Consider the following 26,311-nt stretch of genomic DNA (forward strand, 5'->3'; position numbering starts at 1 on the left):
GAAGACGCTCAGTCCGGTCGGCTCGCCTCGTTCAAAGCCTGGACTGCCTCGTCGTCGAGCGCGAGCTCGCAGGCGGCCTTCAGCGCTTCCAGATGGTGCGGTTTGCTGGCGCTGGCGATCGGCGCGGTGACCGTCGGTCGGTTCATCAGCCAGGCCAGCGATACCGACGCGGGCTGGACGGCGTAGCGCTCGGCGACGCGATCCAGCGCCTCGAGAATGCGCATTCCGCGCGCATCGAAGTACTTGTCGACGAAACCGGCGCGGGCCTTGCCTGCCGCGTCCTCGCGGGAGCGGTACTTGCCGGTGAGAAAGCCGCTGGCGAGCGCGAAGTAGGGCGTCACCGCCAGCTCGTTGTCGCGACAGACCGGTGCCAGATCCCGTTCGAACGCTTCCCGGTCGTAGAGGTTGTAGAACGGCTGCAGGGCGCGATAGGCCGGCAGGTTCTTCTCTTGGCTGACCTTGAGCGCCTCGGCGAGCCGATCCCCCGAGTAGTTGGAAGCGGCGATCGTGCGCACCTTGCCCTGCTCGATCAGCCGCTCGTACGCCTCCAGCGTCTCCTCGAGCGGCGTGTCCGGGTCGTCCTGATGGGAGAAGTAAACGTCGAGATAGTCCGTCTGCAGCCGCTTCAGTGAATCCTCCACCGCCTGCAGGATGTACGCCTTCGACAGTCCCTGCTTACCGTCGCCCATCTCCATGCCGACCTTGCTGGTCAGGATCACCTCGTCGCGGCGACCGCTCTGCCTGAACCACTTGCCCAGTACCGTTTCGGATTCGCCGCCGACGTTGCCGTCGGCCCAGCGCGAGTAGACGTCGGCGGTATCGATGGTGTTGAAGCCGGCATCCAGCCAGGCGTCGATCATCTCGAACGACTGCCTGTCGTCCAGCGTCCAGCCGAAGACGTTACCGCCGAAGATGAGCGGTGCGGTCTGAATGTCGGGATGGCCCAGGGAGCGCTTCTGCATCGTGATCTCCTCGATTGGCGACGGGTCGCGGCCGTACTGTCGCCGGCCGCCGGTTCCCTTCAATCTCGGCAGGATCTCGTTAGCTGTCAAACGAACGCGCCGACTCGCCATCGCCGGCGCGAGCTTGCCATACCCCGGCGCGAAATTGCCCGGCACCGGCAGGGTCGATGGGACGACGCCAAAAAAACCGGAGGTCGCGCGGCCGCTTTCCAAAAAAAACCCCAAGTCCGACAGCGCAGGACGAAAAAACAGCCGAGGCCGTCAGGCGTAGGCTGGGGGCATCGGCGGGTCATGCCCGCTTTGACCCTTTTCGTATCGACCGGCGCTTTCGCCGGTCGCGACGCTGGAGACGACATGAAGCTCGACGATCCGCGGCTATTCCGCCAGTACGCCTACATCGACGGCAAGTGGACCCACGGCACTCAGGGCCGTGAAGAGGCCGTCGTCGACCCCGCCACCGGCGAGACGCTGGGTCACTGCGCGTTGCTCGAAGCCGAACAGGTCACCGCCTCGGTCACCGCGGCCGAGCACGCCTTCGCCGGCTGGCGCGCGCTCAACGTCAACCAGCGGGCCGAAAAGCTCAACGCCTGGTACCGCCTGCTGCATCAGCACAAGGAGGATCTCGCCTATCTGATGACCCGTGAGCAGGGCAAACCGCTCGACGACGCTCGCGGCGAGATCGACTACGGCGCCAGCTTCATCCAGTGGTTCGCCGAGGAGGGCAAGCGCGCCTACGGCATGACCATTCCCAGCCATATTCCCGATGCCGCGCTGGGTACGATCAAGGAACCGGTGGGCGTGGCGGCGATGTTCACGCCGTGGAACTTCCCGCTGGCGATGATCACCCGCAAGGCGGGGGCGGCGCTGGCCGCCGGCTGTCCGGTGATCGTCAAGCCCGCCAACGAGACGCCCTATTCGGCGCTGGCGCTGGCGGAACTCGCCGAGCGAGCCGGTATCCCCGCCGGCGTGTTCAACGTCGTCACCGGCGATGCAGCGACCGTGTCGGAGGTGCTCTGCAGCGACGACCGGGTGCGCAATATCTCCTTCACCGGCTCGACCCGGGTCGGCAAGCTGCTGATGCGCCAGAGCTCGTCCAACGTCAAGCGGATGTCGCTGGAGCTCGGCGGCAACGCGCCCTTCATCGTCTGCGACGACATGGACCCGGACGCGGCGGCGAAGGAGGCCGTGGCGGCGAAGTTCCAGACCGCCGGGCAGGACTGTCTCGCCGCCAACCGCATCCTGGTCCAGCGCGGCATCTATGACGCCTTCGTCGAACGCTTCGTTGCCCACATGGATGCGCTCAGCGTGGGTAACGGCCTGGAGAACAGCGACATCGGCCCGCTGATCCACAAGCGCGCCGTGGATGCCGCTGCCGCCATCGTCGAGGACGGTGTCGCCAAGGGCGCACGCCAGCTCGGCAGCCAGCGGCGGGCACCAGGGGAAAATTTCTTCGTACCCACGCTGCTTGCCGACATCACCCCGGAGATGCGCGTCTTCCGCGAGGAGGCCTTCTCGCCGGTGGCGGGGATCGGTGTCTTCGACAGCGACGAAGAGGCACTCCGGCTGGCCAACGATACCGAATACGGCCTCGCCGCCTACGTCTACACCACCGATGTGCGTCGCATCTGGAAACTGATGCGCGGGCTCGAGTACGGCATGGTCAGCGTCAACAGCGTCAAGATGACCGGTGCACCGATCCCCTTCGGCGGGGTGAAACAGTCCGGACTCGGTCGCGAGGGCGGCGCGCAGGGGCTCGAGGAGTATCTCGACACCAAGTACTACTGTCTGGGCAATCTGCCCTCCGTCAGTTCCTCCTGAGCCAAGGCGACACGCCCGGTGCACTTTCCAAGGCGCTTTTTTCATCGGCCGGGCGGCGACACCGCCGCTCGGCGACCGGCATCAAGCCGGCGTCATCCTTGAGGTAGCAACATGTCTGACACACGAGTTTCCACTGCCGACCTGATCGACAGCAGTCGCCGCCACACCTTTCACGCCTCCACCCATCTGCGCGATTTCGCCCAGGGCGATGCGCCGGGACGCATCATCACCGGCGGTAAAGGCATCTCCATCGTCGACCGAGACGGCCGCGAGATGATCGACGCCTTCGCCGGGCTCTACTGCGTCAACATCGGCTACGGGCGCACCGAGATCGCCGATGCGATCTACGCACAGGCCAAGGAGCTGGCGTACTACCACACCTATGTCGGCCACTCCAACGAGCCGCTGATCGCCCTCTCCGAACGCATCGCCAAGCTCGCTGGCAACGGTCTCAACCGCGTCTACTACGGGCTCTCCGGCAGCGATGCCAACGAGACGCAGATCAAGCTGGTGCGCTACTACCACAACGTCACCGGCCGCCCGCAGAAGAAAAAGATCATCTCGCGCCATCGCGGCTACCACGGCTCCAGCATCGCCGCCGGCTCGCTCACCGGGCTGCCCGCCTTCCACCAGCACTTCGATCTGCCCATCGACGGCGTGCTGCATACCGAGGCGCCCTACTATTACAGGAGACCGCGGGGCGAGATGAGCGAGCGTGAATTCTCCGCCCACTGCGCCGCCGAGCTCGAGGCGATGATCCAGCGCGAAGGGCCGGAGACCGTCGGCGCCTTCATCGGCGAACCGGTGCTGGGGACCGGCGGCATCATTCCGCCCCCGGAAGGTTACTGGGAGGCGATCCAGACGGTGCTCGAGCGCTACGACATCCTGCTGATCGCCGACGAAGTCGTCAGCGGCTTCGGTCGTCTGGGCAGCGACTTCGGCTTTCAGCACTACGGCATCAAGCCGGACCTGGTGACCATCGCCAAGGGGCTGACCAGCGCCTATCAGCCGCTCTCCGGGGTGATCGTTGGCGAACGGGTGTGGCAAGCGCTCGAGGACGGCACCGGCGAGTTCGGTCCCATCGGCCACGGCTGGACCTACTCCGGCCACCCGCTGGGCGCCGCCGCCGCGATGGCGAACCTGGACATCATCGAGCGCGAGAATCTGGTGGGCAATGCCGCCGAGACCGGCGCCTACTTCAACGCCGCCATGCAGCGGACCTTCGGCGAGCATCCGCTGGTGGGCGACGTCCGCGGCGAAGGGCTGATGGCGGCACTGGAGTTCGCCCCGCAGAAAGGCGCCTACACGCCCTTCGACCCGGCGCTCAAGGTCGGCCCCCGCGTCGCTGCCGCGGCACTGGAGGAGAACTTGATCGCCCGCGCCATGCCCAACGGCGACATCCTCGGCTTCGCGCCGCCGCTGGTGATCGACCGCGACGAAGTGGACGAGGTGATCGGGCGCGCCAAACGCGCCATCGACCGGGTGACCGATGAGTTGACCCGCAGCGGCGATCTGAAGGGCTGATCTGTAGAGATGCGCTCAGGGCCCGACCTGAAGCCATGAGCCCGGGTGCCGCGGTGGAATCCCGCGACGCGCATTGATACCGACACGCGCCTGCGGCAGGGTGAAGAGATACCCCCTGCCGCTTTGCCATTCCGGCGTTTTACCGTCTCGATTCGGGAGCCGACATGTCCGACCCCGTCACCCTGCACGATATCTATCTGGCCCGTGCACGTATCCAGGGTCAGGCGGCGCGCACGCCGCTGATCCACTCGCAGAGCCTGTCGGCGCGCTTCGACGCCGACATCCATCTCAAGCTCGAGACGCTGCAGCCGAGCGGTGCGTTCAAGCTTAGAGGCGCGCTCAACAAGATCGCCTCGCTCTCGCCCGAGCAGCTCGAGCGCGGCGTCACCACGGCCTCCACCGGTAACCATGGCCGTGCCGTGGCGTGGGCGGCAAAACGCCTCGGCGCGCGAGCGGTGATCTGCGTCTCCGAGCTGGTGCCGGCCAACAAGGTCGCCGCCATCGAGGCGCTCGGCGCCGAGGCGAGGGTGATCGGTCGCTCCCAGGACGACGCCTTCGTCGAGGCGAGGCGACTGGTGAGTGAGGCGGGCATGGCGCTGATCGAACCCTTCGACGATCCGCTGATCGCCGCCGGGCAGGGCACCATCGGCCTGGAACTGATGGAGGATCTGCCCAAGCTCGACCGCACGCTGATCGGGCTCTCCGGTGGCGGCCTGCTCGGCGGCGTCGGGCGGGCACTCAAGGGCATCAATCCCGGGGTGCACGTCACCGGCGTCAGCATGGAGAAGGGCGCGGCGATGATCGATAGCCTCGCGGCGGGCAGGCCGGTCGAGGTCGAGGAGGAAGCGTCGCTTGCCGACTCGCTCGGTGGCGGTATCGGTCTCGACAACCGCTGCACCTACGCGCTGGTACGCGAGGTGATGAACGATCACTACCGCGTCTCCGAAACCGCCATCGCCCGCGCCATGCTGCATTTCTTCGAGCACGAGAAGATGCTCGTCGAAGGCGCAGCGGTGGTCGGCCTCGCCGCGCTGGAAGCGCACGGCATCGACGTGCGTGGCGAGACGATCGCGCTGATCGTCTCCGGTAACGGTGTCGACGCCGGTACGCTGATGCGAGCGCGGACGCTGGTCGATTATCCCGAACGCTGAAGAGGGCGTTGCCATGATCCGTAGCTCGCCGTCGAAGATGACGGTCACGACCACCGACGTTCACGACGTCGTGGCCCTTGTATGACGCAGAGAGCGCTGTCAGTTAACGGAGCCGAGTATGCTCGAAGGTCTCAATCACTTGACGCTTGCTGTCTCCCAACTGGACAGGAGCATCGAGTTTTACCGAAACACGCTGGGGCTCACGCTGAACGCTCGATGGGACACAGGCGCCTATTTATCGCTTCGCGATCTATGGCTTTGTCTGAGCTGGGACGAACATCGGAACACCGCCCCGCATCCCGAGTACACCCACTACGCCTTCACGGTTACGCAGGCGGGTTTTTCCCCGGCCGTCGCTCATCTCAAGGCCTGCGGCGTCGAGGAGTGGCGCCAGAACCGAAGCGAGGGGGCGTCGTTCTATTTTCTCGATCCCGACGGCCACAAGCTCGAGATTCATGCGGGGGATCTGCGCAGCAGGCTACAAGCCTGTCGGCAAACCCCTTATGCCGGGATGGAAATCCTGACGTAGCCAGGTAAGTAGCGAATGAAACCGTTACCTCGAAACCGCACCTGCCAAGAGTCGCGACGCCGGCTGCCGGGGCCACCTGTTGCCGGTACCTCGGGAGGCGAGCGTCGCCAAATGAAGTCGAGTCACTGTCATCAATGAGTCAGGAGTGAGGATGCAACTCTACAATCGCGAGCAGATTCAGCGAGTCGTCACCCTCGACCGCGAGGCGCTGGACGTCGTGGAGCGCGGCTTTCGCGCGTTGGGCGAGGGCAACGTCGTCCAGCCGCCGATTCTCTCCATGCCGATCGAGGAGTCCAACGGCGAGGTCGACGTCAAGACCGCGCATATCAAGGGCAACGCGGCGTTTGCGATCAAGGTCAGCCCCGGCTTCTTCGACAACCCCAAGCTCGGCCTGCCGAGTCTCAACGGCTTGATGGTCGTCTTCTCGGCGAAGACCGGCGTGGTCGAGGCGGTGCTCTTCGACGAGGGCTATCTGACCGACGTGCGCACCGCGCTCGCCGGGGCCATCGCTGCCAAGCACGCCTCCCGGGAAGAGAGTCGCCGCGTCGCCGTGCTCGGCGCCGGCGTGCAGGCGGAGCTGCAGATCGCGGCGCTGACGCTGGTGCGCGACATCGCGCATATCGACGTCTGGGCCCGCGATGCCGAGAAAGCCGGCGCCTACGCTGCGCGGATGCGCGAGCGCCACGGCGTGACGGTGGAGGTGCACGAAACGATCGGCGCCGCCTGCGCCAATGCCGACATCGTCGTCACCACCACGCCGTCGCGGGAGCCCCTGCTCTCCGGTGAGCACCTGCCAACGGGTGCCCACGTCACCGCCATGGGCTCGGACAGCCCGGAGAAGCGCGAGCTCGACACCTCGGTGATGGAGCGCGCGGATCACTTCATCGCCGACACTCGCGCCCAGAGCGAGAACAACGGCGAACTCAAGGCCTACGCCGGGCACGCGCCGCCGTTCTCGGTGCTCGAACTCGGCCGCGTGATCGCCGACGGCCAGCCGCTACGTCGGGAGCCGAACGAGATCACCGTCTGCGATCTCACCGGCACCGGCGTGCAGGACACGGCCATCGCCGGTTTTGCTCTGGCGCGGCTGACGACGTGATCCCCCGGGCGAGGCGCTGAGAGTGATGGCGATTGTCGCCAAGGTAGATCGAGATCGGCCGGGCGGTGCCTTTATCCGCCCTCAGGCGGACCGCCCCATCCGTTGCTAGAGTGTCATGACCGTTCCAATCATCGGAGAACCCCATGCGCATTCTATTTACCGGCGGTAGCGGCAAGGCCGGCCGCCATGCGACCGCCTATCTTCGCGATCAGGGGCATCAGGTCACCAATCTGGACTGGGCGCCCTCCGACACGCCCGGCATCGCGTCGTTGACGATCGATCTGACCGACGCCGGTCAGGTCTTCAATGCCTGTCAGGCCTACGCTCGTCACGATGAGCTGGAGCCGGGCACTGGCGTGCCGCGCTACGACGCCATCGTTCACTTCGCGGCCATACCGGCGATTCTGCACCGGCCGGACAACGAGACGTATCGCATCAACACGCTGAGCACCTACAACGTGCTGGATGCCGCCACCAAACTGGGTATTCCCAAGGTGATCTTCGCCTCCAGCGAAACCACCTACGGGATCTGCTTCGCCGACGGCGAGAGAAAGCCGGACTATCTGCCCGTGGACGAGGAGCACCCCACCGTCCCCGAGGACAGCTACGCCATGAGCAAGGTGGTCAACGAGGTCACCGCACGCTCCTTTCAGGCGCGCTCGGGCATCGACATCTACGGCCTGCGCATCAACAACGTGATCGAACCGCACGAGTATCGCGAGAAGTTTCCGGCGTTCGTGGACGACCCCGCCCTGCGCCGTCGCAACATCTTCGCCTACATCGATGCCCGGGATCTGGGCCAGATGGTCGACTGCTGCCTGAAGACGGACGGTCTGGGTTACGAGGTCTTCAACGTGGCCAATGCCGACCCATCCGTGAATCTGACCAGTGCCGAGGTGATCGAGCGTTTCTACGCGGGCGTCCCGCTCAAGCGCGAGATGGGCGAATTCGAGACCTTCTATAGCATCGACAAAGCCCGCCGTCTGGTCGGTTTCGCGCCGGTTCACGCCTGGCGAGATGAGCTGGCCGAGTAGCGCCGGCCCGGTTCTCGAATCGATCCCTGGGGCCGTAAAGCTAGCGTCGCGACCGCTCGTCAGCGCCGGCGGCTGACCCCGGCGGCGCCAGCGCGGACGCCTTGGCGACGATCACCAGCGCCAGCACGCCGAGCAGCGCGAAGGCGTAGTGCAGGGTAATGAAGTGCGCGGTGAAGCCGATCAGCGGCGGACCGATCAGGATGCCGCCGTAGCCAAGCGTAGCGACGCTCGCGATGGCGACACCCGGCGGCGTCTCCGGGTCGTTGGCTGCGCGGGAGAACGCCAGCGGCATGATCATGGCGTAGCCGAGTCCCAGTAGCGCGAACCCCGCGAGCGCGGCGCTGAAGTGTCCTGACAGCACCGCGAGCAGCACGCCGGCGAACGCCAGGCAACCGGCCAGCCGGGCCACGCGTACGGCGCCCAGCCGAGAGATCGCCACCCCGCCGACCAGCCGCATCGCCACCATCGCCACCGAAAAGACGGCGTAGCCGAGCGCCGCCTGGGCTTCGCTCGCCTGGGTGACGCTGACCAGAAATAGCGCACTCCAGTCGGCGATGGCGCCTTCCCCCAGGGCCGAGCACATTGCCACCAGCCCGATCCAGAAAAGCGGCCCGTGGGGTAGCGGGAAGCGCCGGCCGCCAGGCGTGCGATCGCGGGTCTCCGAGCGCCAGCCGATATGGCCGAGCCAGCTCGCCGCGCCCCACAGCGTGGCGCCCACGACCAAGAAGTGTGTGACGAGCCCCTGTTCCAGCGAGGTCGCGGCGAAACCACCGAGCGCACCGACGCCGGCGCCCAGGCTCCACATGGCGTGGAACGACGACATCACCGGACGCTGGATGTAGCGCTCCGCCTCGCCGGCCCAGCTGTTCATGGTGACATCCATCGCGCCGTGGCCCGCACCGAACAGGCACAGTGCCACCGCGAGCAGCCAGACGTTGGGCGAAAGCGCGATCAGCGGCAGCGCCACGGCGTAGCCCACGCCGATGGCGAGGGTGGCGCGGGCGGCGCCGAAGCGATCCGCGGCGCGCCCGGCCAGGGGGAAGGAGACGATCGCCCCGACGGCGAGCATCAACAGCAGCAGGCCGAGTTCGCCGCCGCCGAGATCGTGGCGCGCGGTGACCGACGGGATGCGCGAGGCCCAGGTGCCGAATAGCCCGCCGTTGAGGGCGAACATGGCGGCGACCGCAAGCCAGGTTCGCCTGACGCTGGGTGCGGCAGCCGCCGAACGACGGCTCAACGCGGGTCGCGCCCCGATTTGTCACCAGAGCCGGACGTCGGCGCCCTGTCACGAGAGGCGGGCACGGGCGCCACGCCGGGCCCCGTGGGCTGCCCCACCTGATGCCACTCGCGGCCGTCCCGCTCGATCAGCGTAAACGCGCCCTCGGGGCCATCCTCGCCCGCGGCGTAGTCTTCCACCGCCGGCGACTGGGCCCAGGCCTGAAAGAAGGGTTCTACCGCGCGCCAGCCGTTCTCGATGGTATCGGCGCGCTGGAACAGCATCTGATCGCCGGTGAGGCAGTCGTAGAGCAGTGTCTCGTAGCCGGTCACCGCCGGCAGGTCGAAGAAGTCCTTGTAGCCGAAGCCCATCTTGACGGTATCGGTGTGCAGCTCCGGCCCCGGCCGCTTGGCCTGGAAGTCGAACCACATGCCCTCGTTGGGCTGGATCTGGATGATCAGCCAGTTCGACGCCGTGCGCTCGAGCTCGGTATCCCGGAACTGGGCATAGGGCGCCTGCTTGAAGCAGATGGCGATCTCGGTATCGCGGGCGCTCATGCGCTTGCCGGTGCGCAGATAGAAGGGCACGCCCATCCAGCGCCAGTTGTCGACCATCACCTTCATGGCGACATAGGTTTCGGTAGTGCTGTCGGCGGCCACGCCCTCTTCGTCGAGGTAGCCCGGTACCGTTTCGCCGTCGATTTCGCCGGCGGCATAGCGCCCGCGGGCGGAATTGGCGGCGGCCTCTTCCACCGACCACGGGCGGATCGCGCTCAACACCTTGGACTTTTCGCCACGCAGGGCATCGGCACCGAAGTAGGCGGGCGGTTCGATCGCCACCATCGCCAGTAGCTGGAAGAGATGGTTGGGCACCATGTCCCGGGTGGCGCCGGCGCTATCGTAGAACGCCGCGCGTTTCTCCACGCCGATGGTCTCGGCGGCGGTGATCTGAATGTGGTCGATGTAGTGGTTGTTCCAGAACGGCTCGAACAACACGTTGGCGAATCGCGCCACCAGAATGTTCTGCACCGTCTCCTTGCCCAGAAAGTGATCGATCCGATAGATCTGGCTCTCTTTCATCATCTCCAGGAGCTGGGCGTTGAGCTCGCGGGCGGACGCGGCGTCGTGACCGAAGGGCTTCTCGACGATCAGGCGACGGTAGTGCTCGCTGCCTTCGCGCATCAGCCCGGCCTCGCCGAGCCGGGTTGCGATCTCGCCGAAAAAGCGCGAACCGGTGGCGCAATAGAAGATGGCGCTGGCGGTCTCGCCGGTATCGATCTGCTCGCCGATCTTCGCGTAGACGGCGTCGTCGGTGAAATCACCCTGCAAATAGTGAAGCCGCTGCTCGAACTGGCCCCAGGCTTCGTCCTGCAGATCGCTCTTGCGGCCTTCGGTGTGGCTCTTGGCCGCCTTGTCGGCGAGAAAATCCCGGAAGTGGCGACGAAAGCTCGTATCGTCCTGCTCGGCAAGGTCGATCCCCACGATGCGCATGGCCGGGTCGAGCAGGCCGTCGCGATCGAGATGATAGAGCGAGGGGATCAATAGCCGTTTCACCAGATCGCCGTTGGCGCCGAAGATGAACATGGTGGTGTTCTCCGCGGCGGGGGCGTCGCCCTGCGGATTGGCGCCGCCGTCTTCCGGCCTCGCCGTGTCCTTCGTATTCTCTGCCATGGACCTACCTCTCGAACGAAAGAGTGAAACGGTGTCGCGAGACATCGCCAGCAATCCCCGCTCAGCGTAATACGTCTTGGCGATTCGGGCCGGTTTTCCCACCCAGCAATCCCGCGACGCCCCCTTGTCGGCGCATCGACAGGCGGGGTCGAGCCGCTATGGTTAGGGACGATGTCGACCACCCGGGAGGGCAAGGGTCGGTCGACGCGTGTCATTCACCTTCAGGGAACCTTTCGCATGAACGACGCCAACCGCGATCGCCAATCTCGCAGCAAGACGCTCGAATTCGGTGACGAGGAACTGATCATTCGCCAGCGCTACGAGACGTTGAGCATCGTCAACGATGTGCTCATCGGTATCTGGTTCGTCGTGGGCAGCGTTCTGTTCTTCTTCGAACCGCTGGTCTATTACGGCACTTGGCTGTTCGTGATCGGCAGTGTCGAGATGCTGATCCGTCCGGTCATCCGTCTGATCCGCCGTATTCACCTCAAACGCCTCAAGGGCGGCTCGGGTAGTTCGGTCGAGACCAGTCACGACTTCTGAACCCGCGTTGCGGGCTCGAGCCACCGATGCAGAAACGCATTGCGACTTTGCACGGTCCGGTCAGAGGGGACTAGCCTTCACGTCGTTACGCCGCGATCGGTACCGCTCGCGGCCAAGGATGCTCGAATCAAGGACGATAGCCACGGGAGGCCGCTTGAGCGATACCGATCTCGGCACATTCGATGCCGTACAGCTGGAAGACGCATACCGGAACAAGAGTGCCTCGCCGCTGGAGGCGACTCGAGCGGCGCTTGCGCGCATCGCGCGTTTCAATGAGGCGGTCAACGCCTACGTCTACGTCGATGAAGAGGGCGCCGAGGCGGCCGCGCAGGCCTCGACCGAGCGCTGGAAGAAGGGCGCGCCGCTCAGCCCCCTCGACGGCATTCCCATCTCGATGAAGGATCTCGCCGAGGTTGCCGGCATGCCCGCCCGCGGCGGTTCGCTGACCACCTCCAAGGCGCTCTGCGAGCACGACTGCCCGCCGGCGCGCATGCTGCGCGAGGCCGGTGCGGTGATTCTCGGCAAGACCAATACGCCGGAGTTCGGTTGGAAGGCGGTCACCGACAATCGCGTCTTCGGTGCCACGCGTAACCCGTGGAACACCGAGCTGACCCCGGGCGGCTCCTCCGGCGGTGCGGCGGCGGCCGCGGCACTCAACATGGGGGTGCTGCACCAGGGCGGCGACTCCGGCGGCTCCATTCGCATTCCCGCCGCCTTCACCGGCACCTTCGGCTTCAAGCCCACCTACGGCTGGACGCCGCAGTGGCCGCCGGCCACCGAGGCGACGCTGTCGCATCTCGGTCCGATCACTCGCAGCGTCACCGACGCGGCGCGCATGCTCAACGTCATCGGCCGCTACGACTACCGCGACCCCTACGCGGTGCGGGGTCAGCCGGAAGACTGGGGCGAGGATCTCGGCCGCGATCTGCGCGGGCTGCGCATCGCCTACTCGCCGACGCTGGGCTACGCCGAGGTGGACGAAGAGATCGCCGCGTCGGTGCGCGAAGCCGCCAACCGGCTCGAGGCGCTGGGGGCCGAAGTCGAGGAGATCGATCCCGGGTTCGAATCGCCGCTGGGCATCTTCCAGAAGCTCTGGTTCACCGCCTCGCGGGATTTCTGGTCGCAGTGCAGCGAGGCCGATCGCGAGCGGCTCGATCCGGGCCTGGTCGCCAACGCCGAGCACGCCAGCGACTGGAGCGCGCTGGATCTCTTCCAGGCGCTGGCCAAACGGGCCGAGTTCACCCAGTCGCTGGAGCGCTTCAATCAGCGCTACCACCTGCTGATGACCCCGAGCGTGCCGATCTCGCCGTTCGCGGTGAACCACGAAGTCCCGCCGAATAGCGGCATGCGCGACTGGGAGGAGTGGGCGCCGTTCTCCTACCCCTTCAACCTGAGCCAGCAGCCGGCGGCCTCGGTGCCCTGCGGCTTCACCCGCGCCGGGCTGCCCATCGGCTTTCAGCTCGCCGGCGGCAAGCACGACGACGTTCGCGTGCTGCGCGCCTGCGACGCCTACATGCGCGCCCATCCGCCGCGCTATCCGGATGCGCCGCAGTCGGCCTAGCCGGTGCGGTCGTCGCGGCATCCGAGCTAGATTGGATGCCGCGGCCGGCGCAAACGCCCACGCTTCGCCCTGAGCGAACTACGCTGAAAGCCTTCGCCGTGCATTCGTCTCCCTCGGAGCGAATCGCGTGGCGAGGGTTTGTTCGTTCATCACCCGCGTTTGCGGGGTTCACCCGGGTCGCTTGCAGGGACCGGTTGCATAGACCGTCTGCATAGACCGCGAAAGGAGTCGCCAGCATGAGTCAGAACGTCGCCGAAATTCTCGTCGAGACGCTATCCCAGGCCGGCGCCAAGCGCTGCTACGGTGTCGTTGGCGACACCATCAACCACTTCACCGACGCCATTCGCCGCAGCGATCTCGACTGGGTTCACGTGCGCCACGAAGAGGTCGGCGGCTTCGCCGCCGGCGGCGAGGCGCACATGACCCGCAATCTCACCCTCTGTGCGGGCACCTGCGGACCGGGCACGCTGCACTTCGTCAACGGCCTCTTCGAGGCGCATCGCAACGGCTCGCCGGTGGTGCTGATCGCCTCTCAGGTAGGCACCGCGGACACCGGCGTCGGCTTCCCGCAGGACGTCGACCCCAAGCCGATCTACGCCCAGTACAGCGTCTTCTGCGAGTCGATCATCAATCCGGATCAGGCGCGGCGCATGGCGGCCCTCGCCGCGCAGGAAGCGATCGCCAAGAACGGCGTCGCGGTGCTTATCGTCCACGGCGATCTCTTCACCCAGACGCCGAGCCAGGATCTGCCCTATCGGGCGCACCGCTTCGACCCGGTGATTCGCCCCAACGCCGAAGAGCTGGTACCGGCGATCAAGGCGCTCAACGCCGGTGGCAAGGTCTCGATCTTCGCCGGTTTCGGCTGCGAGCACGCCCGCGGCGAGGTGCTGGCGCTGGCCGCCAAGCTCAACGCCCCGGTGGCGTGGACCTCGCGCGCCAAGGACTTCATTGAACCGGACAACCCCTTCGACGTCGGCATGACCGGCGTCTTCGGCCTGGCCGGCGGCTACCGCGCGGTAGCCGAGTGCGACACGCTGCTGCTGCTCGGCTGCAGCTTCGCCTGGACCCAGTTCTACCCCGAAAAGGCGACGATCATTCAGGTCGACATCGACCCGGGCCAGATCGGTCGACGTCATCCGGTGGACGTCGGCCTCGTTGGCAGCGTGCGCGACACCTGCGCCGCGCTCGCCCAGCTCGTCGACGAGCAGACGGACACCAAGTGGCTCGACAGCTGCCGCGAGACCTACGCCAAGGCACTCGAGCACGATGCCCACCAGTCCGACGATGACGACCTGATCCATCCTCAGGAGTTGACGCTGGCGCTCAACGCGGCGGCCCACGACGACGCCATCTTCACCGCCGACGCCGGCAGCCCGATGGTCTGGATGCTGCGTCACATCCGCACCAACGGCCAGCGCCGCACGCTGTCGAGTCTGGTTCACGGCACCATGGCCAACGCCTATCCGCAGGGCATCGGCATCCAGAAGGCCTTCCCCCAGCGCCAGGTGATCGCCATGTGCGGTGACGGCGGCATGACCATGCTGATGGGCGATCTGCTCACCCTCAAGCAGGAGAAGATTCCGCTCAAGATCGTGGTCTTCAACAATAGCTCGCTGGGTTTCGTCGAGATCGAGCAGAAGGTCGACGGCCTGCTCGACAGCTACACCGACCTCGAGAATCCCGACTTCGGCAAGCTCGCCCAGGCGATGGGGCTATGGGGCCGCAAGGTGGAGCAGAAGCACGAGCTCGATCACGCCATCGCCGAGTGGCTGGCGCATCCGGGACCGGGGATTCTCGACGTCACGGTCAACCGCATGGAGCTGGTCATGCCGCCGAAGGTCGAGCCGGGCCAGGTCACCTCGACCGCGCTCTACTCCGGCAAGGCGGTACTCAACGGCCGCATGAGCGAGGTCGTCGACCTGGTGAAGAGCAACTTCTGGAAGTGAAGTCCGTCGAGCGCCGCCGTCGAGTCGACCTCACGGCGGCGTCTTCGTTTCCATTCGCTCATTCTGCTAGCCACCCGACCGGGAGAGTGTCATGTCCGTGAAGACCACCGTTCGCCCCACGCTCAGAGAGATGCGCCCGCTGATCGCGCCGCGGCCGACGGCGGCGGGGCCGCGAGATCCCACGCTATCGGCGCGCGCCGGCGCTCTCGCCGGCCGCGAAGGCGCGCTAGCAGACCGCGAAGGCTCTCTAGCCAATCGCGGAAGCTCTCTGTCAGACCGCGAAGGCTATGCCACCGACTTCCTCGAAGGCTTCGACGTGCCGCTGCCGACCCCGGTGGGCGAGCGCATCGATGAGGTCACCCCAATACCCGGTCGCGACGACGGCCGTCTCGACTACACCCACTTCTCGATCGTGATGTCGCGCCCGCGGCGGCTGGCGATCTTCACCGCGCTCAACCTCGACGGCCGCTCGCTGGTCAGCGTGCCGCGCAGCGACAACTGGCGGCTCGACCCCAGGCTCGATGCCTCGCTGCAGGCGGGGCCGGACGTCTACTCGCGCAATCCGCTGGATCGCGGCCATCTGGTGCGGCGTACCTCGGCGAACTGGGGCGAGGACGCCGAGCGCGCCGAGGCCGATACCTTCCACTTTACCAACTGCGCCCCGCAGATGGCGGCGTTCAACCAGCAGACCTGGCTGGGGCTGGAGGACTATCTGCTCGAGCACGCCCGCGCCGATCGCCAGCGCCTGTGCATCTTCACCGGGCCGGTGTTTCGCGAGTCCGACCGGACCTATCGCGGCATTCGCATCCCCGAAGCGTACTGGAAGGTGGTCGCTTTCACCGGGGAGGACGGCCGCCCCTCGGCGACGGCGTACATGATCGAGCAGGCCGATGAGCTCGAGGATCTCGGCCCGGGCTTTTTGTTCGGCCAGTACAAGACCTATCAGAAAAGCGTGGCGCGTATCGAACAGCTCGCCCAGCTCGACTTCGGCGAGCTCTCGCGCTTCGACGGTTTTTCCAACGAGGAGCGCGATACCGGCACCCGCATCCAGGCGGAGATTCGCGGCCCGGAAGACATTCGCGTCTGACCGCAGGCGGGCGGCGCTGGGATTGTCGCCCGGCGTCGCCCTAGAATGGGGGCTCATTCACACCGGAACCGATCATGGTCGCCCCCGAGTCTCGCCGCCCCGTGCTGCTCTTCGATGTCTTCAAGACGCTCTTCGTCTTCGACGGCGACCACGTCGACGACGAGACGTTCGTCTTTCTCGCCGACTGGCTGCGCTACCGAGGGGTCGCCCTCGAGCCCGAGCACCTCGCCGCACGCTTCGCGGCGCTGACGCAGGTGCAGCTCGCTGAGGCTGGCGGCGATTCGCCGGACGTCGACGTCATCGCGGTATGGGACGCGCTGCTTGCCGAGCAGGACGCGACCGCTGCCCGGCGGGCGGTACTGACGCCGGAGCTTGCGCTGACCTATCGTCAGATCACTACCCGCGAGATCGCGCTCTGGCCCGGCACGCGAGCGATGCTCGACGCCTGTCAGGGGGATTTTCGCCTCGCGATCGCCTCCAATACCCAGCGCGCCTACACCGAGGCGGAGCTTCGCATGCTGGGGATCTGGGACGACTTCGAGATCGTGCGCTTCAGCTCCGACGTCCGCGCCTGCAAGCCGGATCCGAAGCTCTTTCGCGCCGCGCTCGACGCCCTCGACTGCACGCCGGAGGAGGTGATCTACGTCGGCGACAACCCGTATGACGACGTGCTCGGCGCCGATGCCCTCGGCATCCCGACGATCCTGCTCGACCGCGGTACGCAGGCCCCGTCCGGGGTCGAGTTGCCGACGCCGCTGGCCACGGTGGCCGACGGCGACCCTGCGGCCGTGGCGCGCATCGCCCGCCGTCACTTCGGGTTGGAGAGGTGCTAGAGCGCGTCCCTTGAGGCGCAAGGCACCGATGTGGCAGCGGTTACCCTACATTCGATGGCCCACTAGCGACGATGCCGGGACTCGCAAGCCCCGGCATCGTCGTCATTCGAATCGCCGACTGCCGTCAGTCCAATGCGTCGACTTTCGCATCGAACTTGTCGAACATCGCATACATGTCATCGCAGAGCGCCTGGGACGGCTCTTCGTCCGGATCGGACGTCACCGCCTTGAGTTCGTCGGCATGCGCTTCGAAGGTTCGATTGACGCCGGCTTCGGACATCGCCTGCATCATCTTGCGCTCGGCGGCATCGGAATCGTTCTCGTGCGCCTGGCCGTAAGAGACGATTTGTGACTGGAAGCGTTGAGTCGCTTGGACGAGGGCATCAGTTGTGCATTCGTTCGCTTGCGCGCTCGTCACGGAGAGACCGCTCAGCAGAACGAGGCTCAGCGCCAGTTTCGTTTTCATGAATGTTCCTTGAGATGATCAGTTCAGGCCGGGGAGGATCGATCGTCGGCGAATCCGGCCACCGGGCGACGCGCATCGTCTCGAGATCGCCAAGGTGCCGCGCTCCCCGCCATAGTCTAACGCGATCGGTTTCGCCGCGCCGGAACACCGCAGAAGCGCGATCGCTTACACTACGGATCCGCTTCGTTTTGCCTCCAGGGGTCGCTTTCGTCATGACGCTTTCGCTTCGCGCCGTTCAACGCTGGGCTCTCCCCGACACGCACGCCAGACCCTCTGGACCGAACTCGCGGGTTGTCGAGGGGCACGTGCCATGACGACGCTGAGCGCCGTCGAGGTGGCCGAGCGTATCGCCGCACGGCCCGACGGCTGGGTCGATCTGCGCGGCGTCGAGATCGAAGACGTCGATTTCGGCCACGCCCACAGCGCCACCCGGCTCGAGCGCTTCGATTTTCGCGGCGCGACGCTGACACGCTGCACGTTCACCAACGCCTCGCTGCGCGACGTGAAGTTCCAGGAAGCGCGGCTGATCGACTGCGATCTGCGCTACACCGAATTCGAGCGCACCTCGTTCAAGCGGGCGTCGCTCACCGGCTGCGATCTCTACCGGTCGCGCCTGGGTGCCAACACCATCTTCGAGTCATCCGACATCAGCGCCTGCTCGCTGCATCTGGCGGTCTTCGACGGCGTGGCACTGCCGCGAAGCGCGGTGGAAGAGGGGCAGCGGCGCGGGCTGCTGCAGGAGCGTGAGGACGACTTCGCCGCCTTTCACGCCGATCTGATCGCCCGTGGTCGGGGCGATGACCCGACGCGTACGCGGCTGCATCTCTCCCGTCGCCACCGCGAGGCCGCGGACATCTATCGCGCGCTCTCGGCACACTGGGCGTCCAACGGCAGCACCCGCGACGCCGGCTGGGCCTACTATCACGCCCGCCGTCTGGAGACGCTCGCGGTGCGTCCGGATCACCTGTGGCGCCGCCGGCGCATCGAGCGCGATCAGAGCGCGCTGACTCGACCGGGGCTGGCGCTGGGGAGCTGGCGCTGGCTGCTCGGCACGAGCGCGGGCCTGATCGCGGGCTTCGGGGAGAGCCCCATGCGGGTGATTCTCACCACGCTCGCGGTGATGCTCGCCTTCGCCGGTCTGTTCGCGCTCACCGACGTGGCGGGCCAGGCTGCCGATCCGGCCTGGCTGAAGCTCACCGACGCCGTGCTGTTCAGCGCCCAGGCGATGACCGCCTCGCTCGATGCCAACCTTCACCGGCGCTGGGTGATGTGGGCCGCAACCCTCGAGACCACGCTCGGTATCACGCTGCTGGGCCTGCTGGGTTTCTGTCTCGGCAACCGTCTGCGCAGCGCTTGAGCGACGCTCGTCTCGATGTCGGTCGCGCGCCGTCTCGTCACACGATATTGACGGCGAGGGCGGCTAGCATTCCGGTCGTCTATTCGCTCTCCAGCGTCTCGCGAAGCCAGCCGAGCAGAGCGCGACTGGCGTAGCGATCGAACGCATTCGGCGGGGTATAGATCTCGAGGGCCTCGGGCTGATCGAGACGCTCCGCCACCGGACGCACCAGCGAGCCGGATGCGATGAGGCGCTCGGTCGACCGTCGCCAGCCGAGGGCGATGCCGTGACCCGCTACCGCTGCCTGGATGAGCAGGGGATAGCTATCGAAGTGGCGGCCGAGCCGGGGAGCGACGTCGGGCGCGCCCACGGCCTGCAGCCACTGCGGCCACTCGATCCAGTCCGGCGACGCCGGCCGGTAGTGGAGAAGATCGTGCTCGACGAGCCGTTTGAGCGGTATCGGTGTGGCGCTCGCGGCAGGATGGTTCGGGCTGCACACCGGAAAGATGCTGTCACTGCCCGTGAACGCCAGTCGGTGACTGCCACAGGGGCGTCCCTGTGTCTGCAGGGCGACATCGAACGGCTCGTGCTGCTCGGTGAGGGGGCGAGTCGACGTGGTCAGCTTGAGGTCGATATCGGGGTGTCGACGGTGAAAGTCCGCCAGGCGTGGCATCAGCCAGTAGAACGCCTCGCAGAGCTGACAGAACAGCGTGACGCGCAGAGGATTGTTGCTGCCGCGCAGAGCGCATGCGTGCTCGGCGATCTTCCCCAGCCCACTGGCGATGGTGTCGGCCAGTTCGCGCCCCGCCGGCGTGAGATGAACGGCTCGATTGCGCCGTTCGAACAGGGCGACGCCGAGATCGGTCTCCAGCGCTCGAACCTGGCGGCTGATGGCCGCTTGCGTGAGGTTCAGCTCTTGTGCGGCCCGGGTGAAACTCTCCCAACGGGCGGCGGATTCGAACGGTAGCAGCGTGGCGAGCGGGGGAAGGGCGCGGTTTGATGAATGCATGACTCAGACTCATGGATGGCGACGTCGACATCGCTTTCGAAATGCCGCGCTGGAGAACAGGCTACACCTTTCGTTCGCCAAGGTGTCGTGATGGCCATGTTCTCCCCCTCGCAGGATAACCCGCGCCGCGGTGCGCTACTGATCGTCGTCGCCGTATCGCTGCAGGCACTGGCGGATGCACTGGTCAAGTCGTTCAGCGAGGGGCTGTCGCTCTGGCAGCTGCTGACGTTGGCGCCGGTATTGTCGCTCGTCACGCTGGTGGCCTTGTTGAGGCATCGGGGTATTGATCGTCCTGCCCCGCAGACACTTGGCTGGATTGGCCTGCGGAGTCTTTTGCTGCTGACGATGTGGATCGCGTTCTACGCGGCATTGCCGTGGATCACGCTGGGCGTCGCTGCCGCCGGTATCTACACGACGCCGCTGTTCATCGTGATACTGGCGATGGGTCTCGGCGAGCGTCTTCATGCCCGACGCGTAGTCGGGCTCATGGCGGGATTCGTGGGTATTCTGGTGGTATTACGGCCGGGAAGTGCCGCTTTCGACGTCATCATGGCGCTGCCGGTCGCCGCGGCGCTCTGCTACGCGGCGGCGATGGTGCTGACTCGACGGCGCTTGCGGGATGTCTCGCCATTGATCCTGGCGATGGGGCTCAACGTCGCCTTTCTGCTTGCCGGCCTCGTGGGCAGTCTGACTGTCGTGCTGGTCGAGCCGACCCGTACCGGCGCCGACTTTCTGCTGAGCGGCTGGCAAAGACTCGACGCGACGGAGCTTTCTCTGATGGCGCTGTACGCGGCGCTGATGCTGGTGGTCAACGTCGCCGTCGCCGAAGCCTATCAGCTCGCGCCGTCATCCCTCGTCGCCGCGCTGGACTATCTCTATCTCGTCTTCGCGCTGGGCTGGGGGTGGCTGTTTTTCGGTGAAGTGCCGGATGTCTGGGCCATACTGGGCATGGTCGTCATCGTATTCTCGGGCTGGCTGACGCTCACGCGCTGAGATGAGCCGTCAGGGGCCGACATCGGCAAAACCCGCGCCTGCGGCTTTCGAGGGTCATTCGACGACTGGAGGCATCGAGGTTTCTGCAACAGGAGGTCGACATGCAGCATCCTGGCTTTATCTGTGCCACCTGTGGCGTGCAGTATCCTGAAAGCGCCGAGCCGCCCGCGCACTGCGGCATCTGCGAGGACGAGCGCCAGTACGTGCCCATCGAGGGTCAGCGCTGGACCACCGCGAGCGAGCTCGCCGCGGCGCACACCAACACGTTCCGCCACATGGCGCCGGGGCTGCTGGCGCTGGCCAGCGTCCCGAAGATCGCCATCGGGCAGCGTGCCTTTCTGCTGCGCACGCCGGCGGGCAATCTGCTGTGGGACTGTCTCAGCCTGCTCGACGAGGCGACGTTCGAACTGATCCAGGGGCTCGGGGGCATCGACGCCATCGCGATCTCGCACCCGCACTACTTCTCGACCATGGCCGCCTGGGGCGAGGCGTTCGACTGTCCCGTGCATGTCCACGCCGCCGACCGCGACTGGGTAACCATCCCCGATCGGCGCCTGCAGTTCTGGGAGGGCGATACGCTGAAACCGCTGCCGGGGCTGACCCTCCACCGGCTGGACGGTCACTTCCCCGGCGCCTGCGTACTCCACTGGGCCGAGCGCAGGACCCTACTCACCGGCGACACGCTGTTGGTGACACCGGATCGCATGGCGTCGTTCATGTGGTCCTACCCCAACAACATCCCGCTGCCCGCCTCGACGGTCGCGCACATCGGCGAGCGCCTCGCGCCGCTGGCGATCGAGAGCGCCTACTCCGCCTTCTGGGGCCAGGAGATCCTGCTCGACGCCGGCCGCGTGATCGAGGAGTCGGTCCAGCGCCACTGCCGTGCCGTGCAGGGCGAGGTGCCGCCGGCGTGAGTCGACGTGTGGCACCGTCCGGGGCGATGCGCTTCTGGCGTCGCGATGCGCTGCCGTTTCTGGAGCTGCGCGAGAGCCGGGCCGGGGAGGGCATCGGCTACGCCCGGCACAGCCATGACAGCTTCTCCATCGGTGCCGTCACCGGTGGGCGGAGTCTCTACGAATACCAGGTGCCCGGTGACTCGCTGCAAGCGGTGCCGGTCACCCGGGGCGCGGTGGTCATCATGAACCCGCGGGAGATCCACGCCTGCAACCCGACGGATGGCGCGCCCTGGTCGTATTACATGCTCCACGTCGATCCGGTGTGGCTTTCGCCGCTGCAGGGGGCGGGCAGCGCGCGCGAGTTTCGCCCGCTGGCACTGCATGCGACGCGAGACGTGACGCTTTACGCGGCGCTGATTCGGCTGTGTCAGCGGCTGCTCGACGACCACGCCACGGCGGCCGAGAAGACGCTCGTCTGTCGGGATTTCTTCCGGGGGCTGTTCGCCCACTCGCGCACCCGCCAGCACCAGTGCCACCGGGAAGGCGCCCGGCTTGCACGCACGGCGGAACTGATTCGTCTGCGCTGTGCCGAACCGCTCACGCTTGCCTGGCTCGCGGAGCGCTCGGCGATGACGCCGAGCCATCTGGTGCGGGTCTTCAAACGGGAGTACGGCATCACCCCTCATGCCTTCCTGCTCGACTGTCGGATTCGCCGAGCGCGAGAGGCGCTGAGCGCCGGCCGGCCGATCGCCGAGGTCGCCCACGACTGGCACTTCGCCGATCAGGCGCATTTCCAGCGCATCTTCAAACGGTTCACGGCGACGACGCCGAACCGTTTTCGCCGCGCTAGTTGACCGCGAGGCGCATCGCGCTCGCGGCGAGCATCAAGGCCAGCGAGCGATTGACCCAGCGGACCTTGCGCGGTTCCGGCAGCCGCCGACCCAGCCAGGCGCCCAGCGCACCCCAGGCGGCAAGGCTCACGTAGCAGATGGGAAAGAACAGCAGCGCGAAAAGCGCGACGCCGGGAACGGCACCGTCCGAGGTGAAGGCGCCAATCCCAGCGGCGCTCGCCATCCAGGCCTTGGGATTGAGCCACTGCATCAGCGCGCCGCGACGAAACGTGGCGACCGCGAGCGGTCGCGATGTCAGATATCCGTCGTCGAGCGCCATGCTCCAGGCGAGATAGAGCAGAAAGCCGATACCCAGCCAGCGGATCGTCGTCATGACCGCCGGCCAGGCGAGCAGCGGCTGCAACACGGCACCGATCGAGATCAGCAGCAGCGTGAAACCGCAGGTCGCCCCCGTGACGTGGCGCAGACTGTGCCGAAAGCCGCGTTGCATGCCGGCGCTCAGCGCGACCAGATTGACCGGGCCGGGGGAGAGCGACGCGGCGAGGGCGAAAGCGGCCATGGAGACGAGCAGAGTCGGCGACATCGGAAGGCTCCTCGAGAAGAAGACGAGGAGCCTAGCGAGATGGCGGGCGACGTTATTGAAGAATATTGCGCTATGGGTGTCGTCGGGCAGGCCGGATACCGATGCACGATCGTGTCGATGACGTGTCGGAAAGTCCGAAGCGGATCGCGAGACGTTCGAGTGTGGCTATGTTGGGTAGAGCTAGGTTGGGAATGACTATGTTGGAAATGACTATGTTGGAAACGAATATGTTGGGAAGTCGCCACGTTGGGAATGGCTATTTCGAAAGTCGCTACGCTGGAAGTCGCTAGATTGGAAGTCGCCGCGTCGTGATCGACGGCGTTGTAAGCGACGGCGTCGAAGTGACCGTGCCTTGGACGCGCGGCCTCGAAACGCATCACGCGCCGCTCGGCGCCGGCGCCTTTGGTTCATGACTCGAGGAGAGACAGTATGGCTATGCCACAAGACCCCGTCTGGTTCATCACGGGCTGCTCCACCGGCTTCGGCCGCGAACTCGCGCATCGCGTGCTCGAGCAGGGCGGCAAAGCGGTGGTGACGGCCCGCAACCGCGACAGCGTCATCGACCTCGTCGAGGGCAGCGAGGGACGCGGCCTGGCGCTGGCGCTGGACGTCACCGACGACGCGCAGATCGCCCGGGCCGTCGAAGCGGCGCAGGCGGAATTCGGACGCATCGACGTGCTGGTCAACAACGCGGGCTACGGCTATCAGGCCTCCTGCGAGGAGGGCGAGGACGCCGCCATTCGCGCCCAGTTCGAGGCCAACGTCTTCGGCCTTTTCGCGATGACGCGGGCGGTGCTGCCGGGGATGCGCGAGCGTCGCCAGGGGCACGTGATCAGCATCAGCTCGGTCGCCGGGCTGGTCGGCTTTCCGGGGTCGGGCTACTACGCCGCCTCCAAGCACGCGGTGGAGGGCTGGTCCGATTCGCTCAAGGCCGAGGTCGAGCCGCTGGGTATCGCGGTCACCTGCGTCGAACCCGGCCCGTTTCGCACCGACTGGGCGGGGCGTTCGCTCGAGCAGACGGCGACACGCCTCGAGGACTACCAGGAAACCGTCGGTGCGCGCATGACCGGTACGAGTCGGGTCAGCGGCCAGCAGCCGGGCGACCCGGTACGGGCGGCGCAGGCGATGATCGATCTGGTCGCCAACCCCGAGCCGCCGCGGCATCTGGTGCTCGGTGGCTGGGGCGTGGAACAGGTAACCGACAGGCTCGAGGCGCGACTGGCCGAGGTGCGGGCGTATCGCGCGGTCGGCGAGGCGACGGACTTTCCCGAAACCGAGCGCTGACCGGGGCCGTGGCGACGCGCTAGGCGTCGAGAGAGATCGAGGGGCCGGCCAATCGCCGGCCTCTTGCGTATCGACGCCTATGGCGCGGGCGAAACGCGAGCGTCACGAGAGGGCGAGCCCAGTAACCTGGGGCGGGGCATGGCTTGCCGATCGCGATGACGGAATCTATACCTTGGGGTCCTCAACCCGTTCATCGGTCGACAGGGAGTGACTGAGCATGCTGACCTTCTGGTCCTGGCTCTGCCTTCTGGCAGGGATCGTCACGGCGATCGGGATCGCCATCGATGTCTCGAAACGCCCACAGCACATGAAGGTCATGAACGTGACCTGGCCCATCACCGGGCTCTACATGCCGGTCGTCGGCTGGTTCGCCTATCGCCGAATGGGTCGCGCCCCGCTCGCCTCGCAGCAGGCATCGCATGCGCACGGCGGTCATCAGCACGGCGGGCACGAAAGCCATCATCATCACGGCGGCGACAAACCCCAATGGCAGAGCGTCTTCGTTTCCGCGACCCACTGCGGCGGCGGCTGCACGCTGGGCGACGTGGTCGCCTCGCCCCTCGCCACGCTCACCGGCTTTGCGCTACTCGGCTCGAGCGTCTGCGGCCACTTCGCGCTGGCCTTCGTCTGCGCCTATCTCTTCGGCGTGCTGTTTCAGTATCTGCCGATTCGGGCGATGAGCGACGCCGGTCGCGGCGAGGCGCTGAAGAACGCGATCAAGGCCGATACGCTCTCGCTGATCGCCTTTCAGCTCGGCATGTACCTCTGGATGCTGATCGCGCTGCAGCGCTGGCTGCCGGAGATGAACGCCTTCAGCGTCACGTTCTGGTTCATGATGCAGATCGCCATGCTGGTCGGCTTCGTCACCTCCTATCCGGCGAACTGGGTGCTGATCGATCGCGGCATCAAGCACGGCATGTAAGTGCGTTCAGCGATCACGCGGCTCGGTGGCCGTCATGAGCGAGTCGAGCAGTCGCTCGAGTTCGCCGCCGCTATCGGGGTCGCCGAGCTGCTCGTAGAGCGTGGCGAAGCCTTCGAAGGTGCTGCGTCCCGCCGGGTTGTGGGCAAGCGGGTCGCTATCGTCGAGAAAATCGGCGATCTCGCGCATCTCCGGGTGCCAGCGCCACGCCTTCGGCAGCATGTCGGGAATGCCGTCGTCGATTCGGGTGATCACCTCCGGCAGGCGCTCGGCGAGCTCGTCGCGAAGCGCCGCTCCCGCACCGTGTCGCGCCGCGGCGATGAGCATCATCGTGGTCAGGGCGGTCATGCCCTTGTTGATGCCGGCGAAACAGAGCTTCAGCGCCGAGGCGCTGCCGCTCGCCCCGGTAAGCGCGCGCACGTCGAGGCCGGCGTCATTGAGCGCCGTCACGAGATCGGCACGCTCACCGGCGACGTAGATCCGCGGCGTCTTCTCGGCGGACGGCGGCGGGCCGATGATGCCACCGTCGACGAACTCGGCCCCGGTATCGCGCACCACGCGTTCGAGACGCGAGAGCGTGGCGGTGCTGACGGCGTTGAGATCGCAGTAGACCGGCGGTGCCTCCGCCGCCGCCAGGTGCGGGGCGAGGGAGGCGGCCAGCGCCTCGGCCTCCGCCGGCGGTACTACCGACAGCAGCAGCGAGGCGCGCATCAGGGTGTCGAGATCGACGTCGCGCATGCCGGCCTCGCGGGCGCGGGTGACGCTCGCCTCGCTGCGGCCGGCCAGCGACGTCATGACCTCGACGCCGTGGTCGGTCAGGCGGCGAGCGATGGCGGCACCCATGGCGCCGGGGGCAATCAGGGCAACGGTCGTGGGCATCGGGTCACACTCCGTGTCGAAGACGGTGGGTAGCGACGCGCGAGAACGGCAAACGCACTGTCGCGAACATGAGGACACTATCGTTCAGCCCGGGACGAACGGCCATCGTCTCGATGAAAGTC

Annotated in this window: 24 protein-coding genes; 17 read left to right on the plus strand and 7 right to left on the minus strand. The window is 66.5% G+C overall.

The genetic code is table 11. The annotated features are described in order from the left end of the window. Positions 1-8: 8 nt before the first annotated feature. The gene (locus tag DOM33_RS10505) at positions 9-962 is read right to left on the minus strand and encodes an aldo/keto reductase (RefSeq protein ID WP_110669009.1); all 954 of its coding nucleotides are present in this window, start codon (positions 960-962) and stop codon (positions 9-11) included. A 354-nt stretch (positions 963-1,316) separates the two neighbouring features. On the opposite strand from DOM33_RS10505, the gene DOM33_RS10510 reads away from it, so the two are divergent. The 6 genes from DOM33_RS10510 to DOM33_RS10535 all read left to right on the plus strand — a co-directional run bounded on the left by DOM33_RS10510 (position 1,317) and on the right by DOM33_RS10535 (position 8,117). Then, positions 1,317-2,780 (plus strand): NAD-dependent succinate-semialdehyde dehydrogenase, encoded by a 1,464-nt coding sequence (locus DOM33_RS10510; protein ID WP_110668766.1) that lies wholly within the window; start codon positions 1,317-1,319, stop codon positions 2,778-2,780. 111 nt (positions 2,781-2,891) lie between these two features. Continuing rightward, on the plus strand, positions 2,892-4,304 hold the full coding sequence (locus tag DOM33_RS10515) for an aminotransferase (protein ID WP_110668767.1): 1,413 nt from the start codon (positions 2,892-2,894) through the stop codon (positions 4,302-4,304). Positions 4,305-4,468: 164 nt separating this feature from the next. Then, positions 4,469-5,455, plus strand: a complete 987-nt coding sequence (gene eutB, locus DOM33_RS10520; RefSeq protein WP_110668769.1) for a hydroxyectoine utilization dehydratase EutB — start codon at positions 4,469-4,471, stop codon at positions 5,453-5,455. A 118-nt stretch (positions 5,456-5,573) separates the two neighbouring features. Beyond that, entirely contained in the window at positions 5,574-5,984 is a 411-nt protein-coding gene (gene fos, locus DOM33_RS10525; RefSeq protein ID WP_110668771.1) for a fosfomycin resistance glutathione transferase, read from the plus strand. A gap of 151 nt (positions 5,985-6,135) precedes the next feature. Next, positions 6,136-7,083 carry a cyclodeaminase gene (locus tag DOM33_RS10530; protein WP_110668773.1) on the plus strand — a complete coding sequence of 316 codons (948 nt, stop codon included), beginning with the start codon at positions 6,136-6,138 and terminating at the stop codon, positions 7,081-7,083. Positions 7,084-7,226: 143 nt separating this feature from the next. After that, positions 7,227-8,117, plus strand: a complete 891-nt coding sequence (locus DOM33_RS10535) for an NAD-dependent epimerase/dehydratase family protein (RefSeq protein ID WP_110668775.1) — start codon at positions 7,227-7,229, stop codon at positions 8,115-8,117. Positions 8,118-8,157: 40 nt separating this feature from the next. Here DOM33_RS10535 and DOM33_RS10540 read toward each other — a convergent pair whose 3' ends face one another. Beyond that, the gene (locus DOM33_RS10540; protein WP_110668777.1) at positions 8,158-9,291 is read right to left on the minus strand and encodes an MFS transporter; all 1,134 of its coding nucleotides are present in this window, start codon (positions 9,289-9,291) and stop codon (positions 8,158-8,160) included. Between the two features lie 59 nt (positions 9,292-9,350). Beyond that, positions 9,351-11,003, minus strand: coding sequence for a glucose-6-phosphate dehydrogenase (zwf, locus tag DOM33_RS10545; RefSeq protein ID WP_110668779.1), 1,653 nt, complete (start codon positions 11,001-11,003; stop codon positions 9,351-9,353). A 237-nt stretch (positions 11,004-11,240) separates the two neighbouring features. Between zwf and DOM33_RS10550 the strand changes: the two genes are divergently transcribed. The 5 genes from DOM33_RS10550 to DOM33_RS10570 all read left to right on the plus strand — a co-directional run bounded on the left by DOM33_RS10550 (position 11,241) and on the right by DOM33_RS10570 (position 16,973). After that, on the plus strand, positions 11,241-11,546 hold the full coding sequence (locus DOM33_RS10550; RefSeq protein ID WP_110668781.1) for a YrhK family protein: 306 nt from the start codon (positions 11,241-11,243) through the stop codon (positions 11,544-11,546). A 154-nt stretch (positions 11,547-11,700) separates the two neighbouring features. Continuing rightward, positions 11,701-13,107, plus strand: coding sequence for an amidase (locus DOM33_RS10555; RefSeq protein ID WP_110668783.1), 1,407 nt, complete (start codon positions 11,701-11,703; stop codon positions 13,105-13,107). A gap of 236 nt (positions 13,108-13,343) precedes the next feature. Continuing rightward, positions 13,344-15,053 (plus strand): thiamine pyrophosphate-dependent enzyme, encoded by a 1,710-nt coding sequence (locus DOM33_RS10560; protein ID WP_110668785.1) that lies wholly within the window; start codon positions 13,344-13,346, stop codon positions 15,051-15,053. A gap of 91 nt (positions 15,054-15,144) precedes the next feature. Beyond that, a complete protein-coding gene (locus DOM33_RS10565) occupies positions 15,145-16,140 on the plus strand; it encodes a DNA/RNA non-specific endonuclease (protein ID WP_204352666.1) in 996 nt (331 codons plus the stop codon). 74 nt (positions 16,141-16,214) lie between these two features. Beyond that, a complete protein-coding gene (locus tag DOM33_RS10570; protein ID WP_110668787.1) occupies positions 16,215-16,973 on the plus strand; it encodes an HAD family hydrolase in 759 nt (252 codons plus the stop codon). A gap of 124 nt (positions 16,974-17,097) precedes the next feature. Here DOM33_RS10570 and DOM33_RS10575 read toward each other — a convergent pair whose 3' ends face one another. Next, the gene (locus DOM33_RS10575) at positions 17,098-17,439 is read right to left on the minus strand and encodes a hypothetical protein (protein WP_110668789.1); all 342 of its coding nucleotides are present in this window, start codon (positions 17,437-17,439) and stop codon (positions 17,098-17,100) included. A 310-nt stretch (positions 17,440-17,749) separates the two neighbouring features. On the opposite strand from DOM33_RS10575, the gene DOM33_RS10580 reads away from it, so the two are divergent. Then, positions 17,750-18,796, plus strand: coding sequence for a pentapeptide repeat-containing protein (locus DOM33_RS10580; protein ID WP_110668791.1), 1,047 nt, complete (start codon positions 17,750-17,752; stop codon positions 18,794-18,796). 79 nt (positions 18,797-18,875) lie between these two features. Here the strand turns inward: DOM33_RS10580 and DOM33_RS10585 are convergent, their stop codons facing one another. Next, positions 18,876-19,784, minus strand: a complete 909-nt coding sequence (locus tag DOM33_RS10585; RefSeq protein WP_110668793.1) for a LysR substrate-binding domain-containing protein — start codon at positions 19,782-19,784, stop codon at positions 18,876-18,878. Positions 19,785-19,880: 96 nt separating this feature from the next. On the opposite strand from DOM33_RS10585, the gene DOM33_RS10590 reads away from it, so the two are divergent. The 3 genes from DOM33_RS10590 (at position 19,881) to DOM33_RS10600 (ending at position 22,527) form a co-directional block, all read left to right on the plus strand. Further along, a complete protein-coding gene (locus DOM33_RS10590; RefSeq protein ID WP_162617953.1) occupies positions 19,881-20,777 on the plus strand; it encodes a DMT family transporter in 897 nt (298 codons plus the stop codon). Between the two features lie 101 nt (positions 20,778-20,878). Further along, positions 20,879-21,691: an MBL fold metallo-hydrolase gene (locus DOM33_RS10595; RefSeq protein ID WP_110668797.1), complete on the plus strand. Its 813-nt coding sequence runs from the start codon at positions 20,879-20,881 to the stop codon at positions 21,689-21,691. Then, on the plus strand, positions 21,688-22,527 hold the full coding sequence (locus DOM33_RS10600) for an AraC family transcriptional regulator (protein ID WP_162617954.1): 840 nt from the start codon (positions 21,688-21,690) through the stop codon (positions 22,525-22,527). Before DOM33_RS10595 ends, DOM33_RS10600 begins: the two co-directional genes overlap by 4 nt. Here the strand turns inward: DOM33_RS10600 and DOM33_RS10605 are convergent. Continuing rightward, positions 22,520-23,107, minus strand: coding sequence for a LysE family translocator (locus DOM33_RS10605; protein ID WP_110668801.1), 588 nt, complete (start codon positions 23,105-23,107; stop codon positions 22,520-22,522). The two genes, DOM33_RS10600 and DOM33_RS10605, sit on opposite strands and share 8 nt — an antisense overlap. Before the next feature lie 429 nt (positions 23,108-23,536). On the opposite strand from DOM33_RS10605, the gene DOM33_RS10610 reads away from it, so the two are divergent. Then, positions 23,537-24,391, plus strand: coding sequence for an oxidoreductase (locus DOM33_RS10610; protein ID WP_110668802.1), 855 nt, complete (start codon positions 23,537-23,539; stop codon positions 24,389-24,391). Positions 24,392-24,608: 217 nt separating this feature from the next. Beyond that, positions 24,609-25,313: a DUF4396 domain-containing protein gene (locus DOM33_RS10615; protein WP_110668804.1), complete on the plus strand. Its 705-nt coding sequence runs from the start codon at positions 24,609-24,611 to the stop codon at positions 25,311-25,313. A 6-nt stretch (positions 25,314-25,319) separates the two neighbouring features. On the opposite strand, the gene DOM33_RS10620 is transcribed toward DOM33_RS10615, so the two are convergent. Next, on the minus strand, positions 25,320-26,189 hold the full coding sequence (locus DOM33_RS10620; protein ID WP_110668806.1) for an NAD(P)-dependent oxidoreductase: 870 nt from the start codon (positions 26,187-26,189) through the stop codon (positions 25,320-25,322). Positions 26,190-26,311: the final 122 nt, after the last annotated feature.

Origin of the sequence: Salinicola halophilus, from assembly GCF_003206155.1 — a bacterium.
Taxonomy (GTDB): domain Bacteria; phylum Pseudomonadota; class Gammaproteobacteria; order Pseudomonadales; family Halomonadaceae; genus Salinicola; species Salinicola halophilus.

Bases quoted from the DNA above. Each gene is read 5' to 3' on its own strand.
- eutB (WP_110668769.1), top strand. From the start codon at position 4,469: ATGTCCGACCCCGTCACCCTGCACGATATCTATCTGGCCCGTGCACGT.
- DOM33_RS10540 (WP_110668777.1), bottom strand. From the start codon at position 9,291: ATGTTCGCCCTCAACGGCGGGCTATTCGGCACCTGGGCCTCGCGCATC.
- DOM33_RS10605 (WP_110668801.1), bottom strand. From the start codon at position 23,107: ATGTCGCCGACTCTGCTCGTCTCCATGGCCGCTTTCGCCCTCGCCGCG.
- DOM33_RS10585 (WP_110668793.1), bottom strand. From the start codon at position 19,784: ATGCATTCATCAAACCGCGCCCTTCCCCCGCTCGCCACGCTGCTACCG.
- fos (WP_110668771.1), top strand. From the start codon at position 5,574: ATGCTCGAAGGTCTCAATCACTTGACGCTTGCTGTCTCCCAACTGGAC.
- DOM33_RS10515 (WP_110668767.1), top strand. From the start codon at position 2,892: ATGTCTGACACACGAGTTTCCACTGCCGACCTGATCGACAGCAGTCGC.
- zwf (WP_110668779.1), bottom strand. From the start codon at position 11,003: ATGGCAGAGAATACGAAGGACACGGCGAGGCCGGAAGACGGCGGCGCC.
- DOM33_RS10610 (WP_110668802.1), top strand. From the start codon at position 23,537: ATGGCTATGCCACAAGACCCCGTCTGGTTCATCACGGGCTGCTCCACC.
- DOM33_RS10505 (WP_110669009.1), bottom strand. From the start codon at position 962: ATGCAGAAGCGCTCCCTGGGCCATCCCGACATTCAGACCGCACCGCTC.
- DOM33_RS10530 (WP_110668773.1), top strand. From the start codon at position 6,136: ATGCAACTCTACAATCGCGAGCAGATTCAGCGAGTCGTCACCCTCGAC.
- DOM33_RS10580 (WP_110668791.1), top strand. From the start codon at position 17,750: ATGACGACGCTGAGCGCCGTCGAGGTGGCCGAGCGTATCGCCGCACGG.
- DOM33_RS10590 (WP_162617953.1), top strand. From the start codon at position 19,881: ATGTTCTCCCCCTCGCAGGATAACCCGCGCCGCGGTGCGCTACTGATC.
- DOM33_RS10550 (WP_110668781.1), top strand. From the start codon at position 11,241: ATGAACGACGCCAACCGCGATCGCCAATCTCGCAGCAAGACGCTCGAA.
- DOM33_RS10535 (WP_110668775.1), top strand. From the start codon at position 7,227: ATGCGCATTCTATTTACCGGCGGTAGCGGCAAGGCCGGCCGCCATGCG.
- DOM33_RS10575 (WP_110668789.1), bottom strand. From the start codon at position 17,439: ATGAAAACGAAACTGGCGCTGAGCCTCGTTCTGCTGAGCGGTCTCTCC.
- DOM33_RS10565 (WP_204352666.1), top strand. From the start codon at position 15,145: ATGTCCGTGAAGACCACCGTTCGCCCCACGCTCAGAGAGATGCGCCCG.
- DOM33_RS10615 (WP_110668804.1), top strand. From the start codon at position 24,609: ATGCTGACCTTCTGGTCCTGGCTCTGCCTTCTGGCAGGGATCGTCACG.
- DOM33_RS10595 (WP_110668797.1), top strand. From the start codon at position 20,879: ATGCAGCATCCTGGCTTTATCTGTGCCACCTGTGGCGTGCAGTATCCT.
- DOM33_RS10620 (WP_110668806.1), bottom strand. From the start codon at position 26,189: ATGCCCACGACCGTTGCCCTGATTGCCCCCGGCGCCATGGGTGCCGCC.
- DOM33_RS10510 (WP_110668766.1), top strand. From the start codon at position 1,317: ATGAAGCTCGACGATCCGCGGCTATTCCGCCAGTACGCCTACATCGAC.
- DOM33_RS10570 (WP_110668787.1), top strand. From the start codon at position 16,215: ATGGTCGCCCCCGAGTCTCGCCGCCCCGTGCTGCTCTTCGATGTCTTC.
- DOM33_RS10560 (WP_110668785.1), top strand. From the start codon at position 13,344: ATGAGTCAGAACGTCGCCGAAATTCTCGTCGAGACGCTATCCCAGGCC.